Genomic DNA, 18,209 nt, shown 5'->3' with positions numbered 1-18,209 from the left:
TTGAGAGGTGTGTCGATCCGCGCCCAGGGTGTGGCCCGTGTCTCAACATCGAGATTGAAACTTAGGTTAGGTTTGCCTGACTTGCCTCGATTGGGCAGGTTTCGCAGAGTCTTCCAAAGAAGTAGGGCACCCCTCATGAAACTGCAATACCGTCGGCGTGCGGTCACCGCGTCGCTCGCCGTCGCCGCTGCTGCTGTCGGCCTGGCCGTCACTGCTCCCGCTGCACACGCCTCACCCGAGGATCCGACACACGGTGTTGTCGGAAGCTATACCGCAACCCAGCCCGGCGACATCGTCGTCGACTCGGCAACCCACCGCGGATACATCACGCAGTACGGCGGACCGACCAGCTCGTTGTCCGTCGTCGACACGAACACCGGCAAGTCTGTCGGCACCATCGACGGCGTCGTCGGTTACCCGTCGGCACTTGCCGTCGACTCGGGCCTCGGACGCGCATACGTGTCCTCCTCCTACGGCGGCGCGATCTCGATTGTCGACACGAAGACCGGCAAGGTCGAAAAGACGGTCACGCTGAGCGAGAAGAACCCCGACGGCTCGCGTCCGCAGATCAACGATGTCGTCGTCGATCCCACAACACACCGCGCGTACTTCTCGGACTACAAGTCCGGCAACATCCGAGTCGTCGACCCCAACGCCGCCGACGCCGTGTCGAGCATTCTGGTCCACAAGTCGGCAACGCCGACCAAGCTCGCCTTCGACAGTGTCCGCGGCTTCCTCTACATCGCGGACACCAACTTCTTCGACGAGAATTACGGCCGCACGCTGTGGCAGGCGGACGTACGCAAGGGCGGAGCACTCAAGTCGATCGTGCGTGCCGACAACCTCTACCCGGTCGACGTCGATGTCGACACGAACACCGGCAACATCTACATGACCGACACCCGGGCAACCAACCTGTGGGCGATCACCCCGGCCGGCGCGATTCTGTCGAAGACCACGCTGTCTCCGACCGCGATTCCCAACGGCGTGGTCGTCGACGCTGCGGCAGGCATTGCATATGTCGCGGACGTCATGAACGGACACCTGTGGTCGGTCGATCTGACGACCCGCGCCACCACCGCTCTGACCGATACCAAGGTTCCGGCACTGGAGAAGGTCAAAAACCTCGCGCTCGACACCTCGACCGGCGCCATCGCGTCGACGACCAACGGGGGCAAGGTGACAGTCGTTGCCGCGTACCCGCTACCCGCGACCGTCGAATTGCCTGCCGCTCAGGTAGGTAAGGCATATTCGCAGAAGCTCACTGCCGCCGATGCGCGCGCAACCTTTGCACTCACCAGTGGCACTCTGCCCGGCGGACTGTCCCTCGCACAGGACGGCACCATCTCGGGTACCCCCACCGCTGTCGGCAGCGTCACCGTCGAGGTCACTGCGAAGAGCGTGCTTTCGCGTGCTTCGAGCGTGACCATCGTGGTCTCCGAGGGGCCGGTCGGCCCCGTCGATCCGGGCAACCCGGGAACGGGTACCGGTTCGCTCGGTAACCTCCCCCGACTCGGTAGCCTCGGCCGCTGATACGACCTGATACCAGAGAACCCGACCACAGCAACTGCTGTGGTCGGGTTCTTCGGTCCGCGGGCCCGCTATGCGTAATCGACGCGGTCCACGACTATGCGTAATTCACCCGGTCCACGTCGACGATCTCCTTGCCGAGCGGCATCAGCGAGATCGGAATCATCTTCAGGTTCGCGACCGCGAGCGGAATTCCGATGATCGTGATCGCCATCGCGACGGCGGTGACGATGTGTCCGATCGCCAACCAGATACCGGCGATGATCACCCAGATGACATTGCCGATCATCGAACCGACACCAGCGGTCGGCTTGTCGACGACGGTCTTACCGAACGGCCACAGTGCGTAGATGCCGATGCGGAATGCCGCGATTCCGAAGGGAATCGTGATGATGAGGATGCAGCAGATGATGCCTGCGGCGAAGTAACCCAACGCCAGCCAGAAGCCGCCGAAGACCAGCCAGATCACGTTCAGGAGGATTCTCATGGTCAGTGACCTTTCGGTTGGAGGCGGGAGTGATCAGCGCACGCGTCGACCGGATCTGAGCGTGTAGACGATGGCCAGGAGGAAGCCGATCGGGCACGCGAGTGCTACCAGGTACAACGCCAGGCCGGGTGGGGTGTCGCTGAAGATATGGACTGCGAAGATGGCCACGATCGCCAGGAATCCGACGATGAACAGTGCCATCGCCGTACGGAACAGACCGTTTCCGGTGCCGGAAGTGCGCGGGTTCGGTTGAGGGTCCACACCTACGAGGATAGTGCCTGTAAACCTGGGTGCCGACCCGGGTTCGTCACAGGTAGACTGTTAACAGACTGCGCGCCCCGCTGAAGCAAGTGTGGGGCGCGTTCTTTTGCATTCTTCCACCGGAAGCGATGCGAGCAAGGCCATGAGGCTCTTCCGAGAGCCTCCCGAGCACATTGGGGCAGACGCCCCAGTCGAGTGATGAGCAGGTGAACGCGGTGCCGACCGGCAAGGTGAAGTGGTACGACGTCGAAAAGGGTTTCGGCTTTCTGTCGCAGGAAGAGGGCGAGGACGTCTACGTCCGTGCTTCCGCTCTCCCCGAGGGCGTCGAAGGCTTGAAGGCCGGCCAGCGCGTCGAGTTCGGAATGGCTGCGGGCCGCCGCGGTCCGCAGGCACTGAGCCTGAAGGTACTCGAGCCGGCGCCGTCGTTGCGCGGCGCGACGGCGACGCGTCGTGAGCCCGTCGAGCGTAAGCACACCCCTGATCAGTTGCACGGCATGGTCGAGGACATGATCACGTTGCTCGAGGCGAAGGTCCAGCCGGATCTGCGCAACGGCAAGTACCCGGACCGTAAGACCGCTCAGCGGATCTCCGAGGTCGTCCGGGCCGTCGCTCGCGAGCTCGACACCTGATCGCTCGATACGAGCTGCCATATACGGCTTCGAAACAAAATGCCCTGCACACCAATCGGTGTGCAGGGCATTTTCGACGTTCCGGGGATCAGGCGGTCTTGATCGACCAGATCAGCAGTCCCTGTTCGCTTCCCTCACCGACGGCGAGGTGGATTTCGACGCCGACGAGTTGCTTGACGGGATCGCTCGAAGACTCGACCGTCACTGCCAGGGCCTCGCCGGGCTCGAAGACTCGGGGCTCACCGGTCTGGTTGCCGTCGGCATCCTCGTAGACGGCGAGCAGTGCCCACTGCGCATCCGAGACGTCCGTCGACAACGACAGCTGCAGCGGGTAGCCCGCTGGAACGTCGAGTGCGTAGATGTCGCCCACCTGGGCGCACTGGGACAGGTCGATGGTGCAGAAACCGGCAGGGTTCGTTTCGATCGTCTTGCCGTGTGCGTATGCAGTGATGACCGGCAGCTTGTCGGGGTCGTCATTGATGTTCTTGATGATCACGAAAAGAACGGAGACGTAAGCAACCAGTGCCACCACCATCAGGACACTGATCGCTGCCACGATCTTCTTTGTTCTCGAGCGCATCATCACTGCGGAGTACTTCCTTGTCCTCGGTTGGATTTACCGGTGTAAATCACTTCGGTCACTTCTTGTTCGGCCAGATCGGGTCGCTTCCCGCCGAGGCCGGGCAGGAGGCTGCTTCCTCGGTAGCTCAGGAAGGTCTGCAGAAGCCCGATCGTCAGGAACACCGATACAACAGTGAACCCGATCCAGTATTCGGTCGGAAGCAGAACCCCCAATGCGCCGCCGAGTACCCAGCTCAGCTGCAGAACCGTCTCGGATCTACCGAATCCGGACGCGATCGATTCCTCGGGCAGGTCGTGCTGGAGTGACGCGTCGAGTGAGACCTTGGCGAGCGCGCTGGCGGCCGATGCGATGAGCGTGGCAAGCGCGGCCGTCATGAGGTTGTCCGTCAGAGCTGCGATCACCGCGATGATCCACACCGACGCAGTACACCGGAGCACGATCAAGGCAGGCCGGCCGAGCTTGAGGCGCGCACCCGTGGCATTTCCGGCGAAGTTACCCAGACCGGCTGCTGCGCCGACCAGGCCGAGCATCATGGCCTGCTGGAGCGGCTCGTGATCGGTGCGTGATTTGGCGACGAACGCGATGTAGAGCGTCAGGAAGCCGGTGAGCACGCGAATGGTGCCGTTGCCCCAGAGTCCGATGATCACGGCGCGTCCGAGAGGCTGACGGACCTTGGCAGGTTTGGCGTCCGGCTGCGGTGGGGCGCTGCCGGCGTGATGCGCTTCGTCCGGGTGGTAGGTGATGGTCGCGGGTACCTCACCCTCGGTGACCTCGACCCACGACGGGATTCGCATGCTCAGATATGCGCCGAACACGGTGACGGCGACCGCGAACCACAAGGCGCCGGTGGAACCGAAAGCGAGCGCGAGCGCACCTGCGACCGCGCCGGCCCCGATCGTTCCACCGATCAGCCCGAAGACCGTCAGACGCGAATTCACGCGCACCAGGTCTATTTCCGGTGGTAAGACACGTGGTGTCACTGCACTCTTGAGCACCGAGAACGATTTACTGAGCACCATCATGCCGAGCGCGGCCGGATAGAGGATCCAACTGTCGAAGTTGAAGACCAGGATCACCGCGAGGAGCGTCCGGATTCCGAACGACGACGCGAGTGCGATGCGGCGTCCGCGCTGCAACCGGTCGAGCATGGGGCCGATGAGCGGTGCGATGACCGCGAACGGTGCGATCGTGATCAGGAGATAGAGCGCGACCTTGGTCTTGTCCTCGCCCGTCGCCGCCGAGAAGAACAGGGTGTTGGCCAGAGCGACGGAGATCGCCGCGTCGGTCGCGTTGTTCGTCATCACCGCGTAGGTGAGAGCGGTCAGACCGGACTTGTCCGCGCCGTCGGCCTTCGCCGCGCGCTGGAAGGTCGCGATGCCCTTGTTCGTCAGTTCGCGGCTGCGCATCGCTGCGACGCGAGTGACGGTGAGCTTGCGAGGCATCGGTGGAGCCTTGGGAGCGTCCGCCCCCGGCGTCTTCGAACCGGCCGCGGATTCGGAGTCTCCCCGCGATTCGGGAATCGGATGCAGCGGTGGCAAAGGCGTGCGACGGGCAGCGGGACGGGCCGAAGGTGGGTAATTGTCCGGGCGGGCCGCGGGTGGGTAATTGTCGTAACCGGGGTGCACCTGTTGCCCCTCCGGCTCGTCGTGGATTCGCCGAGTTTCGGGGTCGTAGGGTTCGCGCGGTCCGGTCACCACTCAATTCTGTCCTAGTGTCGGCGCGGCTACCACGCACACCCCTGCGAGTCCTGTGTCATGTCGGACTCAGTTAACAAAACGGACTTCGAACATCTGCGGCCAATACTTGCCGGTGAGCAGGAATCGATCGGTACCGGGAATCTGCGCGATGCCGTTGAGAACGTCGACGGTGCTGGTCGATCCGTCCGCGACGAGTTCTTCGCGTAGCGGCGAAGCGTCGTACACGTTCGTGACGCTGCCGTCCGACGGGTCGATTCGGACGACGGTATCCGTGGTCCAGACATTGGCGTAGACGGAGCCGTCTTCGGCGCATTCCAATTCGTTCAGCTTGCCGACGGACTCCGAAGATCTGGTGACGTCGACGGTCGAGATCGACGCGAAGGTTTCGGGATCGCGAAAGGTCAACGTGGCCGAACCGTCGCTCGAGACCAGCCGATCCCCGAGCGAACAGATTCCCCATCCCTCGGTGTCGAGTGGGAACCGCCCTCGTTCGGTCAAGGTGTCCTTGTCACGGGCGATGGCAACGCCGTCTTTCCAGGTGAGTTGCCACAGTGTGTCTCCGGCAACCGTGATGCCCTCACCGAACAACGGCGGGTCGAGATCGGCACGCGCAACTTCCGGTCCCGAAGCGGGGGACTGCTCGTCGGAGATCTCGCTCGAGCGCACCCAGGACTGCCCGACGCGTCCGGTGCTTTCGTACAACCGGTTTCCGTCGATCTCGAGGCCCTGCGTGAACGCGTCGGGATCGTGCGCGGACACTCGAACGATCTCGACGGAGCCGGTTTCGGACGTGAGGTTGTCGGGAGCGCCGGGGGAATCGGAGCACCCCGCCAAGGCCGAGGCGATCACGGCGACCACTGCAAAAGTGCGCACGGAATTGGCGTGTGACCTACTCATCTGCCCAGCATGGCAGCCCAGTGCGTTGCGGACTTGCGGTGGTGCGGCAAACTGGAGGAGTGAGTGTTGCTACTTCTCCAGAGCGTGCAGTGCCGCGCCCAGTACTGGCCGATGCGGTCGAGCTTGCCCGAAAGGCAGTCGTCGACCTGCATGAAGGCGGTGTGGGGGCATACCTCGGCGTGACGTCGGAGGACGAATTTGCCGCCACCCATCGATTTGCAGCAGACATTCCGGGATACCGCGGTTGGCAGTGGGCGGTTGTCGTCGCTGCCGGACCGGAGGACACCCACGCCACGATCAGTGAGTTGGCGCTGTTGCCGGGTCCCGACGCGTTGGTTGCGCCGGAATGGCTGCCATGGGATCAGCGGATTCGTCCCGGCGATCTGTCCGTCGGTGACCTACTCGCCCCGCCGGCCGAGGATCCTCGCCTCGTTCCCGGCTACGTCGCCACCGGTGACCCGGAAGTCGACGAGGTAGCTCTCGAAATCGGGCTCGGCCGCAAACAGGTCATGAGCCGCGAGGGCCGACTCGATGCCGCGCAGCGTTGGTTCGACGGTGACTTCGGCCCGGAGTCGGAGATGGCGAAGGCCGCGCCGTCGACGTGTGGACTGTGTGGATTCTTCCTTCCACTCGCCGGTTCGCTGCACGCAGCGTTCGGTGTGTGCGGAAACGAACTCTCCGCAGACGGCCGTGTGGTCAGCGTGTCCTACGGTTGTGGCGCGCACTCGGACACCAGCCTGCCGCTCGGTGCGGGCTCGCCGCAGTTCGACGCATTCGACGACGGAGCCGTCGAGCTGATTGCGGTGCCCGCTCGCCCGTCGAGCGCTGTTGCAGTTGAGGATTCGGTATCCACCGAGTAGAAGATCCGTTCGGTACGGACGCACTCCGCGAGGCGACGCTGCGCGCGTGGTCGGAATCTCCGACGCGATTGCGTGAAGACGCGGCTGCGGAATCCGACCTCGCAAAGGCCGGGTACCGCGACCGTCTGCTCACCGAACTGGCGCAGAACGCTGCCGATGCAGCTGCACGCGAGGGCGTCCAGGGCTCTTTGTGGGTGGATGTGGACGGTCGGACGCTGACGGTGGCGAACACGGGCCGTCCACTGGACGAATCCGGTGTACATGCGCTGACCGCGCTGCGCGCGTCGAACAAGGTCGACGCCGACGAAGGTGTGACGGGACGGTTCGGCGTCGGATTCTCGGCAGTTCTCTCGGTCAGTGACGAGGTGGAACTGCGCTCGTCGACGGGATCGATTCGATTCTCTGCCTCGCACACTCTGCGCGAGATCGAGTCTCGCGAACTCCCGGTACCGGAAACCGGTGTCCCCGTACTTCGTTTGGTGTGGCCGTCTGGCGAATTGCCGAGCGATGGTGCTGATTCGGAAGTGGTGCTGACGCTTCGGCCGGACGTCGATGCCGCGGCGCTGCTTTCGCAGATGACACGTGAGGCAGTCGACCTGCTGCTCGAACTCCCGGCTCTCGGATCAATTCGTCTGGGTGAGAAGACTTTTCGGCGATCGGAACGGGTGCTGGATTCCGGCCTCGTCGAGATCGCGATCGGTGATCGCACGTGGTGGCAGTACACCGCGCCGAACGCGCGATGGTTGGTGCCGGTCCGCGACGGGGTCGTCGAGCCGGTCGCAGACGACGTCCTGCGGGCGCCGACGCGATCCGACGAGGAGCTGTCGATCCCCGCGATCATCATTGCCGACATTGCAATGCAACCCGATCGGCGACGCATCATGCCCGCTGCACCGATCGCTCCGCTTGCCGAGGGGTACGCGAAGTTCCTTGCTGCACTACCTCCTCGGCAGCGAACGGCACTCGTCCCGATCCCTGCCTTTGCCCGCAGCGAAACCGATTCGCTTCTGCGCGAAGCGCTTCTGAAGGAGCTGCAGGAAAACGAGTGGCTTCCGGTGGTCGGTGAACCCGACCGCGCGCCGCAGCGAGCATCCGTGGTGCCCGGGCTCGGTGATGACCTTGCCGAGTTGCTCACCGACATCATCGGCGGCCTGGTTGTCCCCGAGCTCTCCGGCCCCAAGCACGAGCGAGCACTCGCGGCAGTGTCGACGCACCGCATCGGGCTCGCGCGCATCGCGGAACTGCTCAGCGGTTCGGAACGTGAACCGAAGTGGTGGAATCGACTCTATTCGGCTCTCGAGCCCTTGGTGATCGACACTCTTGCGGTGGAAGAGCTTGGAACACTGCCGGTTCCGCTCTCCGACGGACGGACGGTGACCGGGCCGCGGACCGTCGTCGTCGGCGTCGAACTGGGCGAAGACGCGCCGTCGGTGCAGTGGACGAGGTTGGTTCATCCCGTCGCGGTTCACCCGTTGCTGTCTCGATTGGGAGCGCAGACCGCGAGTGCCACCGACCTGCTGTCCGATCCGGCGCTGCGCGCATTGATCGAAGATGCTGCGGACCAAGATGATTCGGTAGCGACGGAGTTGGCGCAGGTTGTACTCGGATTGGCGGCCCACGTGGCGCCAGGAGCGCTGCCGTCGTGGATCGGTGAAGTGCTGCTTCCTGATTCGGAGGGCGAATTGCGGTCCGCCGACCAACTTCTGCTTCCGGGAGCTCCCCTTGCAAGCGTCCTGGTCGAGGATTCTCCCTTTGGCATCGTCGACGCTGATTTTGTTCAGCGGGTGGGGGAGCAGGCGCTACGGGTAGTCGGTGTCGGGTGGGGTTTCACGGTGGTCCGTGAGGAATTGCCTTCCGGCCCCGATCACGATCTCGACGCCGAAGACGCATGGTGGGACACCCTCGACGAGGACCCCGAATACATCGAAGCCGTGCGCGATCTCGACCTCGTGGACGAAGACCGCTGGCCGCAGGCGTTGTCGCTGCTGGTCGAGTCGCCGGCGACGCGGGCGCTGCTCACCGACCGTCGTGGATACACGGCGTGGTGGTTGCGTTCGAATGCCGAACTCGGCGGTGAGGTGCTGGGCTTGCTGCGCGCTCCGGGCGATCGCACCTTCGAGGGCTTGCTCGATGCTGCCGAACACCCCGACGCCGGATTCTTCTCCGGATTGCTGGCATCGGATACCGTCGACGATCCGGAACTGGCTCAGCTGCTGCTCGATCGGCTTGCGGACCCACTACGGATGCCGGCCTCCGCCGTCGTCGCGCGGACGCACCGGCTACTGGGTGAGGCAGCGCAGCGACGGGTTCTCGACCTGGAGGAACTGCACCTGCCTCCGTTCGTGCGAGGCCTTTCCGGCGATCTGGTCGATCCCGGCGACGCCCTTGTTCTCGACCGACCGTGGCTGGGAGCGGCACTACCTGCACAACGAGTGGTGCTCGGCAGCTTCGAGACGGCCGACGCACTGGCAGATCTACTCGACGTCGCGACGGCGTCTGCATCCGTTCACGGACGAGTGAGCAGCACCGGCGTCGTCACGACGTGGGCGAACGAACCGCAGGCAGTTCTCGGCTTCGCAGCCCTCGGCCGTGAGGTACCCAGCGGCGAGGTAGTGATCCATCACGAACTGACGGTGGAACTGACGGGGGCGGTCGAGACGACGGTGATCGTGCCGTGGTGGGTGGACTCGGACGGCGTTCATCACGTGATGCGTACGTGGACTCTGCCGCAAGGAATGTGAGGGCAGATGTCTTTTGATCAGTGGGTACTCGACAGCGCAGTGAGTCAGCGGACGGCGTGGCTCGTGGACGTCGTCGACGTCATCACCGACAGCGGCGGAACCCTCGCGTCGTGGCTGATCGCGACGCTGCTCACGATCGTGCTTCTGGTCCGGGGACTACGCACCGAAGCTCTGCTGATCGCCGGATCGATGTTGACCGGTCTGCTCGTGATGAGCGGATTGAAGCGCATCTTCACGCGAACCCGTCCACCCCTGCCGGAGCGGTTGATCGAAATCGATTCGTATTCGTTCCCGTCGGGCCACGCGATGATGAGCGCGATCCTCGCGACTTCGGTTGCCGCCGTGATCCTTCGTCTTGCCTTGCCGAGGCTCGCGAAGACGGCAATGCTCGCGAGCCTCGGCCTGTACACGATCGCCGTCGGATTCTCCCGCGTCTACCTGGCTGCCCATTGGATGACCGATGTACTGGCAGGTTGGGCGTTCGGGATGATGTGGGCCGGGGTGTGGATCTGGGGAACCGCGCAGATCAGAAAGCGCCGGGCGCTGGTTACTTCGTGAGCTCGGCGAGTAGTTGGCTCGTGGCCCACGGCAAGCTCAGTGCCGAGCTTGCGGTCAAGGCCGCACCGACCTGCGGAGCCTGATCGTCGTTGACGTAGACGACGCGATTGTCCTTGACCACGTCGAGTTGCTGGAAGCCAGGGTTGTTTCGGACCGCCTGTGCGGCATCGGGATTGCCGATGACAACGAGACGGTCCACGTCGAGAAGATCCAGTCGTTCGGTGGAGATCGGCGCGTAGAACTCACCGTTCATCAAGGCCTCGACCGCGGGAGCAGGTTTGAATCCGAGACTGCCGAGAACCCGTCCGCGGGCGTCCTCGGAGGAGAAGGCGTAGAACTCCGGGGGCGCGTCGACGCTGATGATCACCGCGGTCTGGTCTGCAAATTCCGGGTGAGCGCTTCTGGCGTCGGCGAACTGCTTGTCGATATCGGCGACCAACTTCTCGCCGTCGGCTTCGCGACCCACTGCCTTCGCTGCGGTCTTCGTCGTGATCTGCCACGGAGTTGCGTAGTCGCCGTAGGCCGGATCCTTCGCGACGGTCGGGGCGATCGCGGAAAGTGTGCTGTACAGGTCTTTGTCGATGCTCGAGTAGAGCGCGAGGATCAGGTCGGGCTCGAGCGCAGCGATCTTTTCGACGCTGATCGTGGTTTCGGGATTGCTGCCGACGACGGTCGGTTCGGTTCCGCCCCAAGGGCCGGTGACCCATGGCCACGTGCGGTTGACGTCCGGTTCGCCCGGGTACTGGTTGACCATTCCGACGGGCTTGATGCCCAGAGCCAACAGAGCCTGCTCGTCGTTGTAACCGACGGTGACGATCCGTTGTGGTTCGGAATCGATCGTGGTGCTGCCGAAAGCGTGATCGATCGTGACGGGGAAGGCGCCACCACCGGAACTCGACGGACTACTTGCTGCGTCGTCGTTCGAACTGCAGGAGACGAGTGCTGTGCCGACCAGGGCGACCACAGCAACGGATGTCAGTCTCGTCCAACGTCCTCGGCTTTTCCAACGATTTCGGTGGGAGATCTTCACGGCTACGTGGTTCCTTTCAGCATTGACAAGCTAAGACCGACACTGGAGTGAAGGGTAGGCTTACCATACTGAAAGGGTGAATCGACCTGCTCAGTCGACCAGACCGGCGCCCTGCTGTGCGCCCTTGTCACCGCGCACAGCTGCGCGTCGTTGAATGGAGAACAGAGCGAAGCCGAGGAAGCCGACTCCGATACCCGCGTAACAGATCGGGAGTGCATCCGACCAACGATCGCCGCTCACCGCGACCACGATCGTGGCGATCACCCACAACGCGGTGCCGATGATCAGTGCCGGCGCGGGTGCGGACAATTTGCCGATCAGGCCTGTTGTGTTGCGAGTCTCCGTCACAAAATTAACGCTACCCGTACCCCGGTGGCCTACTCTCCCTAGTGCGACCGGCTTCATGTGCGCCGGCACACGGCGACCTACAGCGATGGGGAAAGAACAAACATGGCGGCACCCGGCAAGATCCTCGACACCTATTTCAAGATCAGCGAACGAGGGTCGACGATCTCGACCGAGATTCGCGGCGGTGTCGTCACCTTCGTGGCGATGGCCTACATCGTGGTCCTCAACCCCCTGATCCTCGGCAGTTTCTCGGCTGACGACGCTGCAGCGAAGACCGACGTTCTCGGCAACATCCTTCCGGTCAACCAGGTGGCTGCGGTCACCGCTCTGGTTGCCGGCCTGATGAGCATCGTCTTCGGTGTCGTTGCCAACTATCCGTTTGCCATCGCCGCGGGTCTCGGCATCAACAGCCTGCTCGCCGTCACAATCGCACCTCAGGTCACCTGGCCCGAGGCGATGGGCCTGGTGGTCATCGACGGTGTGATCATCGTTCTGTTGGCACTCACCGGTTTCCGAACTGCGGTGTTCAATGCGATTCCCTCGGCATTGAAGTCCGCGATCGCGGCCGGTATCGGCATGTTCATCGCCTTCATCGGACTGGTCGACGCCGGATTCGTCCGCCGTATCCCCGATGCCGCCGGTACGACGGTTCCCGTCGGACTCGGAATCAACGGCTCCATCGCTTCGTGGCCGACCGTGGTGTTCATCTTCGGTGTGCTGCTCATGGGTGTTCTGGTAGTGCGCAAGGTTCGTGGTGGACTGCTGATCGGCATCGTCGTCACGACGATCCTCGCCGCGATCATCGAGGCAGTTGCCGACGTCGGACCCTCGCTCGGAACCAACCCCAAGGGCTGGAACCTCAGCATCCCCGCGATCCCGGAGATGCTCGGTGGTATGCCTGATCTGAGCCTGGTCGGCGACGTCAGCATCTTCGGCGCATTCACCCGCATCGGTGTTCTGGCCGCCAGCCTGCTTGTCTTCACCCTCGTGCTCGCGAATTTCTTCGACGCCATGGGCACGATGACGGGTCTCGGTAAGGAAGCCGGCCTGACCGACAAGGACGGAAACCTCCCCAACGTCGGTCGCGCGCTTGTCGTCGAAGGCGCGGGCGCGATCGTGGGCGGTGGCGCTTCGGCGTCGTCGAACACCGTGTTCGTGGAATCCGCGTCGGGTATCGCCGAAGGCGCCCGCACGGGCCTGGCAAACGTCGTGACCGGACTGCTCTTCCTCGTCGCGATGTTCCTGACGCCGCTCTACTCCGTCGTGCCGATCGAGGCAGCTGCGCCTGCCCTCGTCGTCGTCGGTGCGCTGATGATCGGGCAGGTCCGAGACATCGATTTCACCAAGTTCTCGGTTGCTCTCCCGGCGTTCCTGACCATGATCGTCATGCCGTTCACCTACTCGATCGCCAACGGCATCGGCGTCGGCTTCATTTCATGGGTGGTCCTGCACGCTGCCAGCGGTGGTATCAAGAAGATCCACCCGTTGCTCTGGATCGTGGCGGCACTTTTTGTGGCCTACTTCACTGTCGGACCCATTACCGACGCCCTTACGTGAAATCAGGGTTGACCGGTATTCGATTACGTGAGCTACCGGCCAGCTCTTGACGTATTGTCTGACGCGTGACCACCGAAACTCGTGCGCTGGCCAGCGATCTTTCCCTGGCTGTAGTGCGTCTCACCAGGCATCTGCGCGGCCGCAGAGTCGACGCTCAGGTATCGCTGACGCAACTGTCCGCCTTGGCGAGCCTGGATCAGTACGGCCCGATGACTCCTGGCGTACTCGCAGCACGTGAGAAAGTGCAGCCGCCGTCGATGACGCGCGTTGTTGCTTCTCTCGCCGAGCTCGGTCTGGTCGAGCGCTCGCCGCATCCCACGGACGGTCGTCAGATCATCGTGAATCTGTCCGACGCCGGGCAGGCGTTGCTCGCGGACGAAACCCATGCGCGCGAGGCGTGGATGAACGAGCAGCTGGCCGGGCTGGGTGGCGAAGAACTCGCGACGCTGCGCGGTGCCGTCGAGATCATCACCGAGATGGTCAACAAGACGGAGTAGCTCCGTGAGTTAGAGGTCGCGTAGCTCCGCTACCCAGAGGTCGTTGCCCAAACGAATTACTCGAGGGGCAAGATAGTGGGGTGCCCCGAGACCCCGATTCCGGCATGTTTGCCGCGCTCCACAACCGCAACTACCGCCTTTGGGCTTCCGGACAGATCGTTTCTCTGGTCGGCACGTGGATGCAACGCATCGCCCAGGACTGGCTGGTACTGACGCTCTCGGACGGCAACGCGCTGGCGGTGGGCATCGTCATGGCCTTGCAGTTCGGCCCGACGCTGTTCTTGTCGGTGTGGGGTGGGGTGCTGGCCGATCGGTACGACAAGCGTCGGATCCTGATCTTCACGCAGTGGGCGAGTGCGGTATGCGCACTCGTGTTGGGCCTGCTGGACGTCGGTGGGCTCGTCGCGTTGTGGCATGTCTTCCTGATTGCCTTTGCCCTCGGCTGTGTCTCGGCGCTCGACGCACCCGTGCGTCAATCGTTCACCATCGAAATGGTGGGCAAGGAGCACCTGTCCAACGCCATCGCGCTCAACTCCATGACGTTCAACACGGCCCGCATCGTCGGTCCGGCCATCTCGGGTGTGCTGATCAACCTGATCGGAACAGGGTGGGTGTTCCTGCTCAACGTCGCGACATTCGGTGGGGTGCTCATCGCGCTCTACCTGATGAACAAGAAGGAGTTGATCCCGTCGGAACCGGCCCCGCGCACCAAGGGGCAGGTGCGCGACGGGTTCCGATATGTATGGGGCCGCAAGGACCTTCGCGTGATCATGGTGTCGGTCTTCATGGTCTCGACCTTCGGCCTGAACTTCGCGATCAGCCTGGCGGTGATGGCGCGCAACACGTTCGGTCTCGAGGCCGACGGTTACGGATTGCTGTCCACGACGCTCGCCGTGGGCACCCTTGCCGGCGCTGCGTACGCCGCAAGACGGAAGGAAGCGCCGCGGTTGCGGACGTTCCTCGGTGCCGCCGTGGCTTTCGGTGTGTTCGAGGTCGCGGTGGGATTGATGCCCACCTACGCGTTGGTGGCGCTGATGTTGATCCCCACGGGCGCACTGACGTTGACGTTCACGACGTCCGCGATGAACATCCTGCAGATGTCGGTGCCTTCCGAGATGCGCGGGCGGGTGATGGGTATCTACATGCTCAGTTTCCTCGGTGGCACACCGCTGGGAAGCCCGTTGCTGGGTTGGCTCGCCGACTCCGTGGACCCACGTGCGCCCTTGATCGTGGGCGGAGTGATCTCGCTCGTCTCGGGCACTGTGGCCGGGGTGTACCTGCTACGCAGCGAAGGGCTGAAACTTCGTCTTGCGCGACCGGAAGACGGTGGCAGGCTGCCGGTTTTCGTCCTGCGTCCGGTGATCGTATGCGACGCGACCGAACAGGCAGTCGAGGCTAGCCGCGCGCCGTGACCTTCTCACGCTTGGGAAACACCGTGTAGCTCAGGGCGATTGCTCCCCAGATTGCGAGTACCACTGTCAGCTTGCTGATCCATCCGTCGAGGGCTCCAGTACGGGTGGGGTCGTCGACGAGGAAGATGGCCGCGCCGAGAAGTCCGCACGCGACGGCCCAGGCGATCGCGGCTTTGCCGAACTCGCGCCATTCGCGCAGTGCTCGCGCACTCCCGTACTTGGGTGGTGCGACGGGAGCCGGGCCGCCGGCGAATCGGTAGGCGAACCTGGCGTCGGCCCAGGAGATGAGGCTGTGTCCGAACGCGACGGAGAATCCGATGTAGGCCGCGGCAAGCCCATGGGTGAAGTTCGCCTCGCCACCGCCACGAAGATCGAGGGCTGTGGCGACGAGCAGTACGACATCCACCAGGGGCGCGCAGATGAGCAGTGCGGCGCCCAGCGTTTTGCGGCGCAGTAGATAGCGGGCCGCGAGACCTGCGGCGATGAACACCCAGAACATGATTTCGCACGCGATGATCAAGTGGACGATCATGACATCAGCTCATTTCTAGTACGACTGTGTTAGTGATCGAAAACTAGCACAGCTGTGTTAGTTTTGTGAAGTGGTGAAACGTAGCAGTCCGGATGAGCGGCGTGAAGAGATCGCCGAGGCCGTGTGGCGTGTGATCCGTCGAGACGGTGTGGCGAGCGCCAGCGTCCGGGCGGTCGCGGACGAGGCGAAGATGTCGACGGGGTCGCTACGGCACTTCTTCGCGACGCAGTCCGAACTCTTGCTGTTCGCGATGACGCTCGTGACCGTCCGGGTGGAGGAAAGGATTGCCGGCATCGACTTCGATCCCGACATCCGCCGCGCGATCCGTCAGTTCACCGATCAGTTCGTTCCCCTCGACCAAGATCGGCGTGAAGAAATGCAGGTTTGGGAGGCCTTTGCTGCTGCCGCCCAGACCGATTCGGCGTTGACGGCCGTGCGTGACGAGACAGACCGGACCTTGTTCGAGCACTTTCGTTCGTTCGTGGAAGCGGCGCATCGAGCGGGTTTTCTACGGCCGGGTGCCTCGGTCGACATCGAGGCGATGAGATTGCATGCGCTCGCCGACGGGCTCGCGTCGCACGGCGTCGACAATCCCGAGCGAACCAATCCAGAGGTGATCAGCCAGGTGCTCGACGCGCATTTTGTCACGCTGTTGCGCTAGGTCGGGAGTAGTGGTGGGGGCTTGCGGTGCGTACGGCACGATAGACCCGTGGTTCACGTCATCGACATCTCAGATCCCGCCGACCCCCGGCTGGATGACTTTCGCGATCTCAACTCTTCGGATCGGCGCCCCGACCTGCCGGAGGGCAAGGGACTGGTCATCGCCGAGGGAGTGTTCGTCACTCAGCGACTGCTGACTTCGCGGTTCGAGCCGATCAGTCTCCTCGGCGTCGAACGACGGCTCCTGGAGCTCGCTGACGATCTCGACGGTGTGGACGTGCCGTTCTACCGTACGAGCGCCGAAGTGATGGCCGAGGTCGTCGGATTTCACCTCAACCGCGGCGTCCTCGCTGCAGCAGCGCGCCCGGCACCGCTCGCGGTCTCGGACGTGTTGAAGGACGCGAAGACCGTCGTGGTTCTCGAAGGCGTCAACGATCACGAGAATCTCGGCTCGATGTTCCGCAACGCGGCGGGGCTCGGTGTCGATGCAGTTCTGTTCGGGAAGGGTTGTGCCGACCCGCTGTACCGGCGGTCGGTCCGTGTGTCGATGGGGCACGTGCTGCGAGTGCCCTTCGCGCATGTGGCAAAGTGGCCACACGACTTGGATGAGCTGCGTGGCAACGGTTTTCAGCTCATTTCCTTGACTCCGAATCCGGAAGCGGTCACTTTGGCCGAAGCGATGACCGGGGAGAAGGTAGCGCTACTGCTGGGCGCCGAGGGGCCAGGTTTGACCGAACATGCGATGCGGGCCACCGACATTCGTGCCAAGATACCGATGGCACCCGGCACCGACTCGCTCAACGTCGCGACCGCAGCGGCGATGGCCTTCTACGAACGTGTCAGGACCGGCCGGTGACTCAGGACCGCACGCCCTGGTTCACCGGAATCGCGGTGTCGGTGTTCGCAGCCATGCTCTCGACCAGTGCCGTCGCGGCGTTCTGTGTCGCGCTGGGCAACGTGAACGTGCTCCTGGCGGTTGTCGTCAATGTCATTGCGGTAGGCGGACTTGCGCCGACCGTCTGGCGCTGGCGAGCCGTCCCCGTCTGGCGATGGGTGGTCTACGGCGCGGTAGCCGGCGTACCGCTCGGGTGGATCGCAGCGATAGCCGCGTGAACCTGTGAGGCTGCTCGGCGCTACTTGAAGCCGAAGTACCGAGCGAGGCGGCCGCGCGGCTTGGCCACCGGTGCGTCGTGGATCGGCGGCATGTTTTCGGGCATGGGTACCTCTGTCGGCGCCTGCTCGGGCATCGGCGCGGGGGCTGGGGGTGCAGGTTTGGGTGCCTCGCCGGGTCGGTGAATCTTGAAGCCCCACAGGAGAATCTGCGTTGTGTCGAGTTCGTGTTCTCGCGGCGCGCCGGTGTATCGAAATCCCAGCCACTCGAGGTTGGCGGACTCCGCGAACTGTTGCGGGTGGAACGGAAGTGACTGCGGATCAGGCAGGATCCCGGGCGGGTAACGCAGGGGATGGTTGCCGGCCCAGAATTCCAGTTCCCAGGTCTGTGGGATCCCCAGATTTTCGACGATGTCGATCGGGATGGCACTGAACGAGCGTCGTAGCTCGCCGTCCTCCCACAGTGCAAACGAACCCTGCGCGGTTTCGGGGACGGAGCTGATCAACAGCGTCGAGCCACCCTCTGCCGAAAGGTGCCAGGAATCAGGCAGTTTCGAGGGGACGAAGGTGCTGAGTTCGGAGCTGCAGACGACACTCACTCGACCGTACGCGCCGACGAAGACGTAGCCGGGGCTCACCGTCGCGGCCATCGACAGCGGCTGAGGCCCGAGCGACTCGAACTCCTTGTCCGGGTACAGCGACATGGCGATTTTCAGGGCCTCGGTCTGATCCGGCTGTGGGTACCTGCTCAATTCGGTGCGAGCGTCTGCGCCGCCCAGAAACCAGATCGTCGATACCCGTGCAGCCACCGGCAGCCCTC

The 18,209-nt window shown here is 63.6% G+C and carries 20 protein-coding genes; 11 read left to right on the top strand and 9 right to left on the bottom strand.

The window, feature by feature from the left end; translation table 11 throughout:
• Positions 1-135: 135 nt before the first annotated feature.
• A complete protein-coding gene (locus A0W34_RS22405) occupies positions 136-1,533 on the top strand; it encodes a putative Ig domain-containing protein (RefSeq protein ID WP_081558296.1) in 1,398 nt (465 codons plus the stop codon).
• A gap of 94 nt (positions 1,534-1,627) precedes the next feature.
• On the opposite strand, the gene A0W34_RS22400 is transcribed toward A0W34_RS22405, so the two are convergent.
• Positions 1,628-2,017 (bottom strand): YccF domain-containing protein, encoded by a 390-nt coding sequence (locus tag A0W34_RS22400; RefSeq protein WP_003939919.1) that lies wholly within the window; start codon positions 2,015-2,017, stop codon positions 1,628-1,630.
• Between the two features lie 33 nt (positions 2,018-2,050).
• Positions 2,051-2,278: a hypothetical protein gene (locus A0W34_RS22395; RefSeq protein ID WP_003940194.1), complete on the bottom strand. Its 228-nt coding sequence runs from the start codon at positions 2,276-2,278 to the stop codon at positions 2,051-2,053.
• Between the two features lie 215 nt (positions 2,279-2,493).
• Between A0W34_RS22395 and A0W34_RS22390 the strand changes: the two genes are divergently transcribed.
• On the top strand, positions 2,494-2,907 hold the full coding sequence (locus A0W34_RS22390; protein WP_007733502.1) for a cold-shock protein: 414 nt from the start codon (positions 2,494-2,496) through the stop codon (positions 2,905-2,907).
• A gap of 88 nt (positions 2,908-2,995) precedes the next feature.
• On the opposite strand, the gene A0W34_RS22385 is transcribed toward A0W34_RS22390, so the two are convergent.
• The 3 genes from A0W34_RS22385 to A0W34_RS22375 form a co-directional block, all read right to left on the bottom strand.
• On the bottom strand, positions 2,996-3,463 hold the full coding sequence (locus A0W34_RS22385) for a DUF2771 domain-containing protein (protein WP_223304425.1): 468 nt from the start codon (positions 3,461-3,463) through the stop codon (positions 2,996-2,998).
• Between the two features lie 26 nt (positions 3,464-3,489).
• Complete coding sequence (locus A0W34_RS22380) at positions 3,490-5,184, bottom strand: MFS transporter (RefSeq protein ID WP_223304424.1); 1,695 nt, start codon at positions 5,182-5,184, stop codon at positions 3,490-3,492.
• 69 nt (positions 5,185-5,253) lie between these two features.
• A complete protein-coding gene (locus tag A0W34_RS22375) occupies positions 5,254-6,084 on the bottom strand; it encodes a glutaminyl-peptide cyclotransferase (protein ID WP_075834166.1) in 831 nt (276 codons plus the stop codon).
• Positions 6,085-6,122: 38 nt separating this feature from the next.
• Here A0W34_RS22375 and A0W34_RS22370 point away from each other — a divergent pair, with 38 nt between their 5' ends.
• The 3 genes from A0W34_RS22370 (at position 6,123) to A0W34_RS22360 (ending at position 10,243) form a co-directional block, all read left to right on the top strand.
• Positions 6,123-6,944, top strand: a complete 822-nt coding sequence (locus A0W34_RS22370; RefSeq protein WP_030535360.1) for a DUF3027 domain-containing protein — start codon at positions 6,123-6,125, stop codon at positions 6,942-6,944.
• Positions 6,945-7,012: 68 nt separating this feature from the next.
• Positions 7,013-9,685 (top strand): sacsin N-terminal ATP-binding-like domain-containing protein, encoded by a 2,673-nt coding sequence (locus A0W34_RS22365; protein WP_081558295.1) that lies wholly within the window; start codon positions 7,013-7,015, stop codon positions 9,683-9,685.
• Positions 9,686-9,691: 6 nt separating this feature from the next.
• Positions 9,692-10,243 (top strand): phosphatase PAP2 family protein, encoded by a 552-nt coding sequence (locus tag A0W34_RS22360; protein WP_042921691.1) that lies wholly within the window; start codon positions 9,692-9,694, stop codon positions 10,241-10,243.
• Here the strand turns inward: A0W34_RS22360 and A0W34_RS22355 are convergent.
• Both A0W34_RS22355 and A0W34_RS22350 read right to left on the bottom strand, forming a co-directional pair.
• On the bottom strand, positions 10,233-11,273 hold the full coding sequence (locus A0W34_RS22355; protein ID WP_081558294.1) for an iron-siderophore ABC transporter substrate-binding protein: 1,041 nt from the start codon (positions 11,271-11,273) through the stop codon (positions 10,233-10,235). The two genes, A0W34_RS22360 and A0W34_RS22355, sit on opposite strands and share 11 nt — an antisense overlap.
• A gap of 90 nt (positions 11,274-11,363) precedes the next feature.
• Positions 11,364-11,621: a DUF2530 domain-containing protein gene (locus A0W34_RS22350; protein WP_007733492.1), complete on the bottom strand. Its 258-nt coding sequence runs from the start codon at positions 11,619-11,621 to the stop codon at positions 11,364-11,366.
• Between the two features lie 102 nt (positions 11,622-11,723).
• On the opposite strand from A0W34_RS22350, the gene A0W34_RS22345 reads away from it, so the two are divergent.
• From A0W34_RS22345 to A0W34_RS22335, 3 genes are all read left to right on the top strand, one after another.
• Positions 11,724-13,178, top strand: coding sequence for an NCS2 family permease (locus tag A0W34_RS22345; RefSeq protein WP_003940242.1), 1,455 nt, complete (start codon positions 11,724-11,726; stop codon positions 13,176-13,178).
• A 65-nt stretch (positions 13,179-13,243) separates the two neighbouring features.
• Positions 13,244-13,675: a MarR family winged helix-turn-helix transcriptional regulator gene (locus tag A0W34_RS22340; protein WP_003939901.1), complete on the top strand. Its 432-nt coding sequence runs from the start codon at positions 13,244-13,246 to the stop codon at positions 13,673-13,675.
• 104 nt (positions 13,676-13,779) lie between these two features.
• On the top strand, positions 13,780-15,087 hold the full coding sequence (locus A0W34_RS22335) for an MFS transporter (RefSeq protein WP_007733487.1): 1,308 nt from the start codon (positions 13,780-13,782) through the stop codon (positions 15,085-15,087).
• On the opposite strand, the gene A0W34_RS22330 is transcribed toward A0W34_RS22335, so the two are convergent.
• On the bottom strand, positions 15,071-15,619 hold the full coding sequence (locus A0W34_RS22330; protein ID WP_003940103.1) for a hypothetical protein: 549 nt from the start codon (positions 15,617-15,619) through the stop codon (positions 15,071-15,073). The genes A0W34_RS22335 and A0W34_RS22330 overlap by 17 nt on opposite strands.
• 70 nt (positions 15,620-15,689) lie before the next feature.
• Between A0W34_RS22330 and A0W34_RS22325 the strand changes: the two genes are divergently transcribed.
• The 3 genes from A0W34_RS22325 to A0W34_RS22315 are packed head-to-tail and all read left to right on the top strand — an operon-like array spanning position 15,690 to position 17,392.
• The gene (locus A0W34_RS22325) at positions 15,690-16,280 is read left to right on the top strand and encodes a TetR/AcrR family transcriptional regulator (protein ID WP_037128521.1); all 591 of its coding nucleotides are present in this window, start codon (positions 15,690-15,692) and stop codon (positions 16,278-16,280) included.
• A 48-nt stretch (positions 16,281-16,328) separates the two neighbouring features.
• Positions 16,329-17,135 carry a TrmH family RNA methyltransferase gene (locus tag A0W34_RS22320; RefSeq protein ID WP_003939731.1) on the top strand — a complete coding sequence of 269 codons (807 nt, stop codon included), beginning with the start codon at positions 16,329-16,331 and terminating at the stop codon, positions 17,133-17,135.
• Complete coding sequence (locus A0W34_RS22315; RefSeq protein WP_030535366.1) at positions 17,132-17,392, top strand: DUF2537 domain-containing protein; 261 nt, start codon at positions 17,132-17,134, stop codon at positions 17,390-17,392. The genes A0W34_RS22320 and A0W34_RS22315 overlap by 4 nt, the downstream gene beginning before the upstream one ends.
• A gap of 20 nt (positions 17,393-17,412) precedes the next feature.
• Here A0W34_RS22315 and A0W34_RS22310 read toward each other — a convergent pair whose 3' ends face one another.
• A complete protein-coding gene (locus tag A0W34_RS22310) occupies positions 17,413-18,198 on the bottom strand; it encodes a DUF6928 family protein (RefSeq protein WP_042451221.1) in 786 nt (261 codons plus the stop codon).
• Between the last annotated feature and the right edge of the window lie 11 nt (positions 18,199-18,209).

The organism is Rhodococcus sp. BH4 (genome assembly GCF_002079265.1).
Classification (GTDB): Bacteria; Actinomycetota; Actinomycetes; order Mycobacteriales; family Mycobacteriaceae; genus Rhodococcus_F; species Rhodococcus_F qingshengii.
This window is presented reverse-complemented; position numbering and strand designations above follow the sequence as displayed.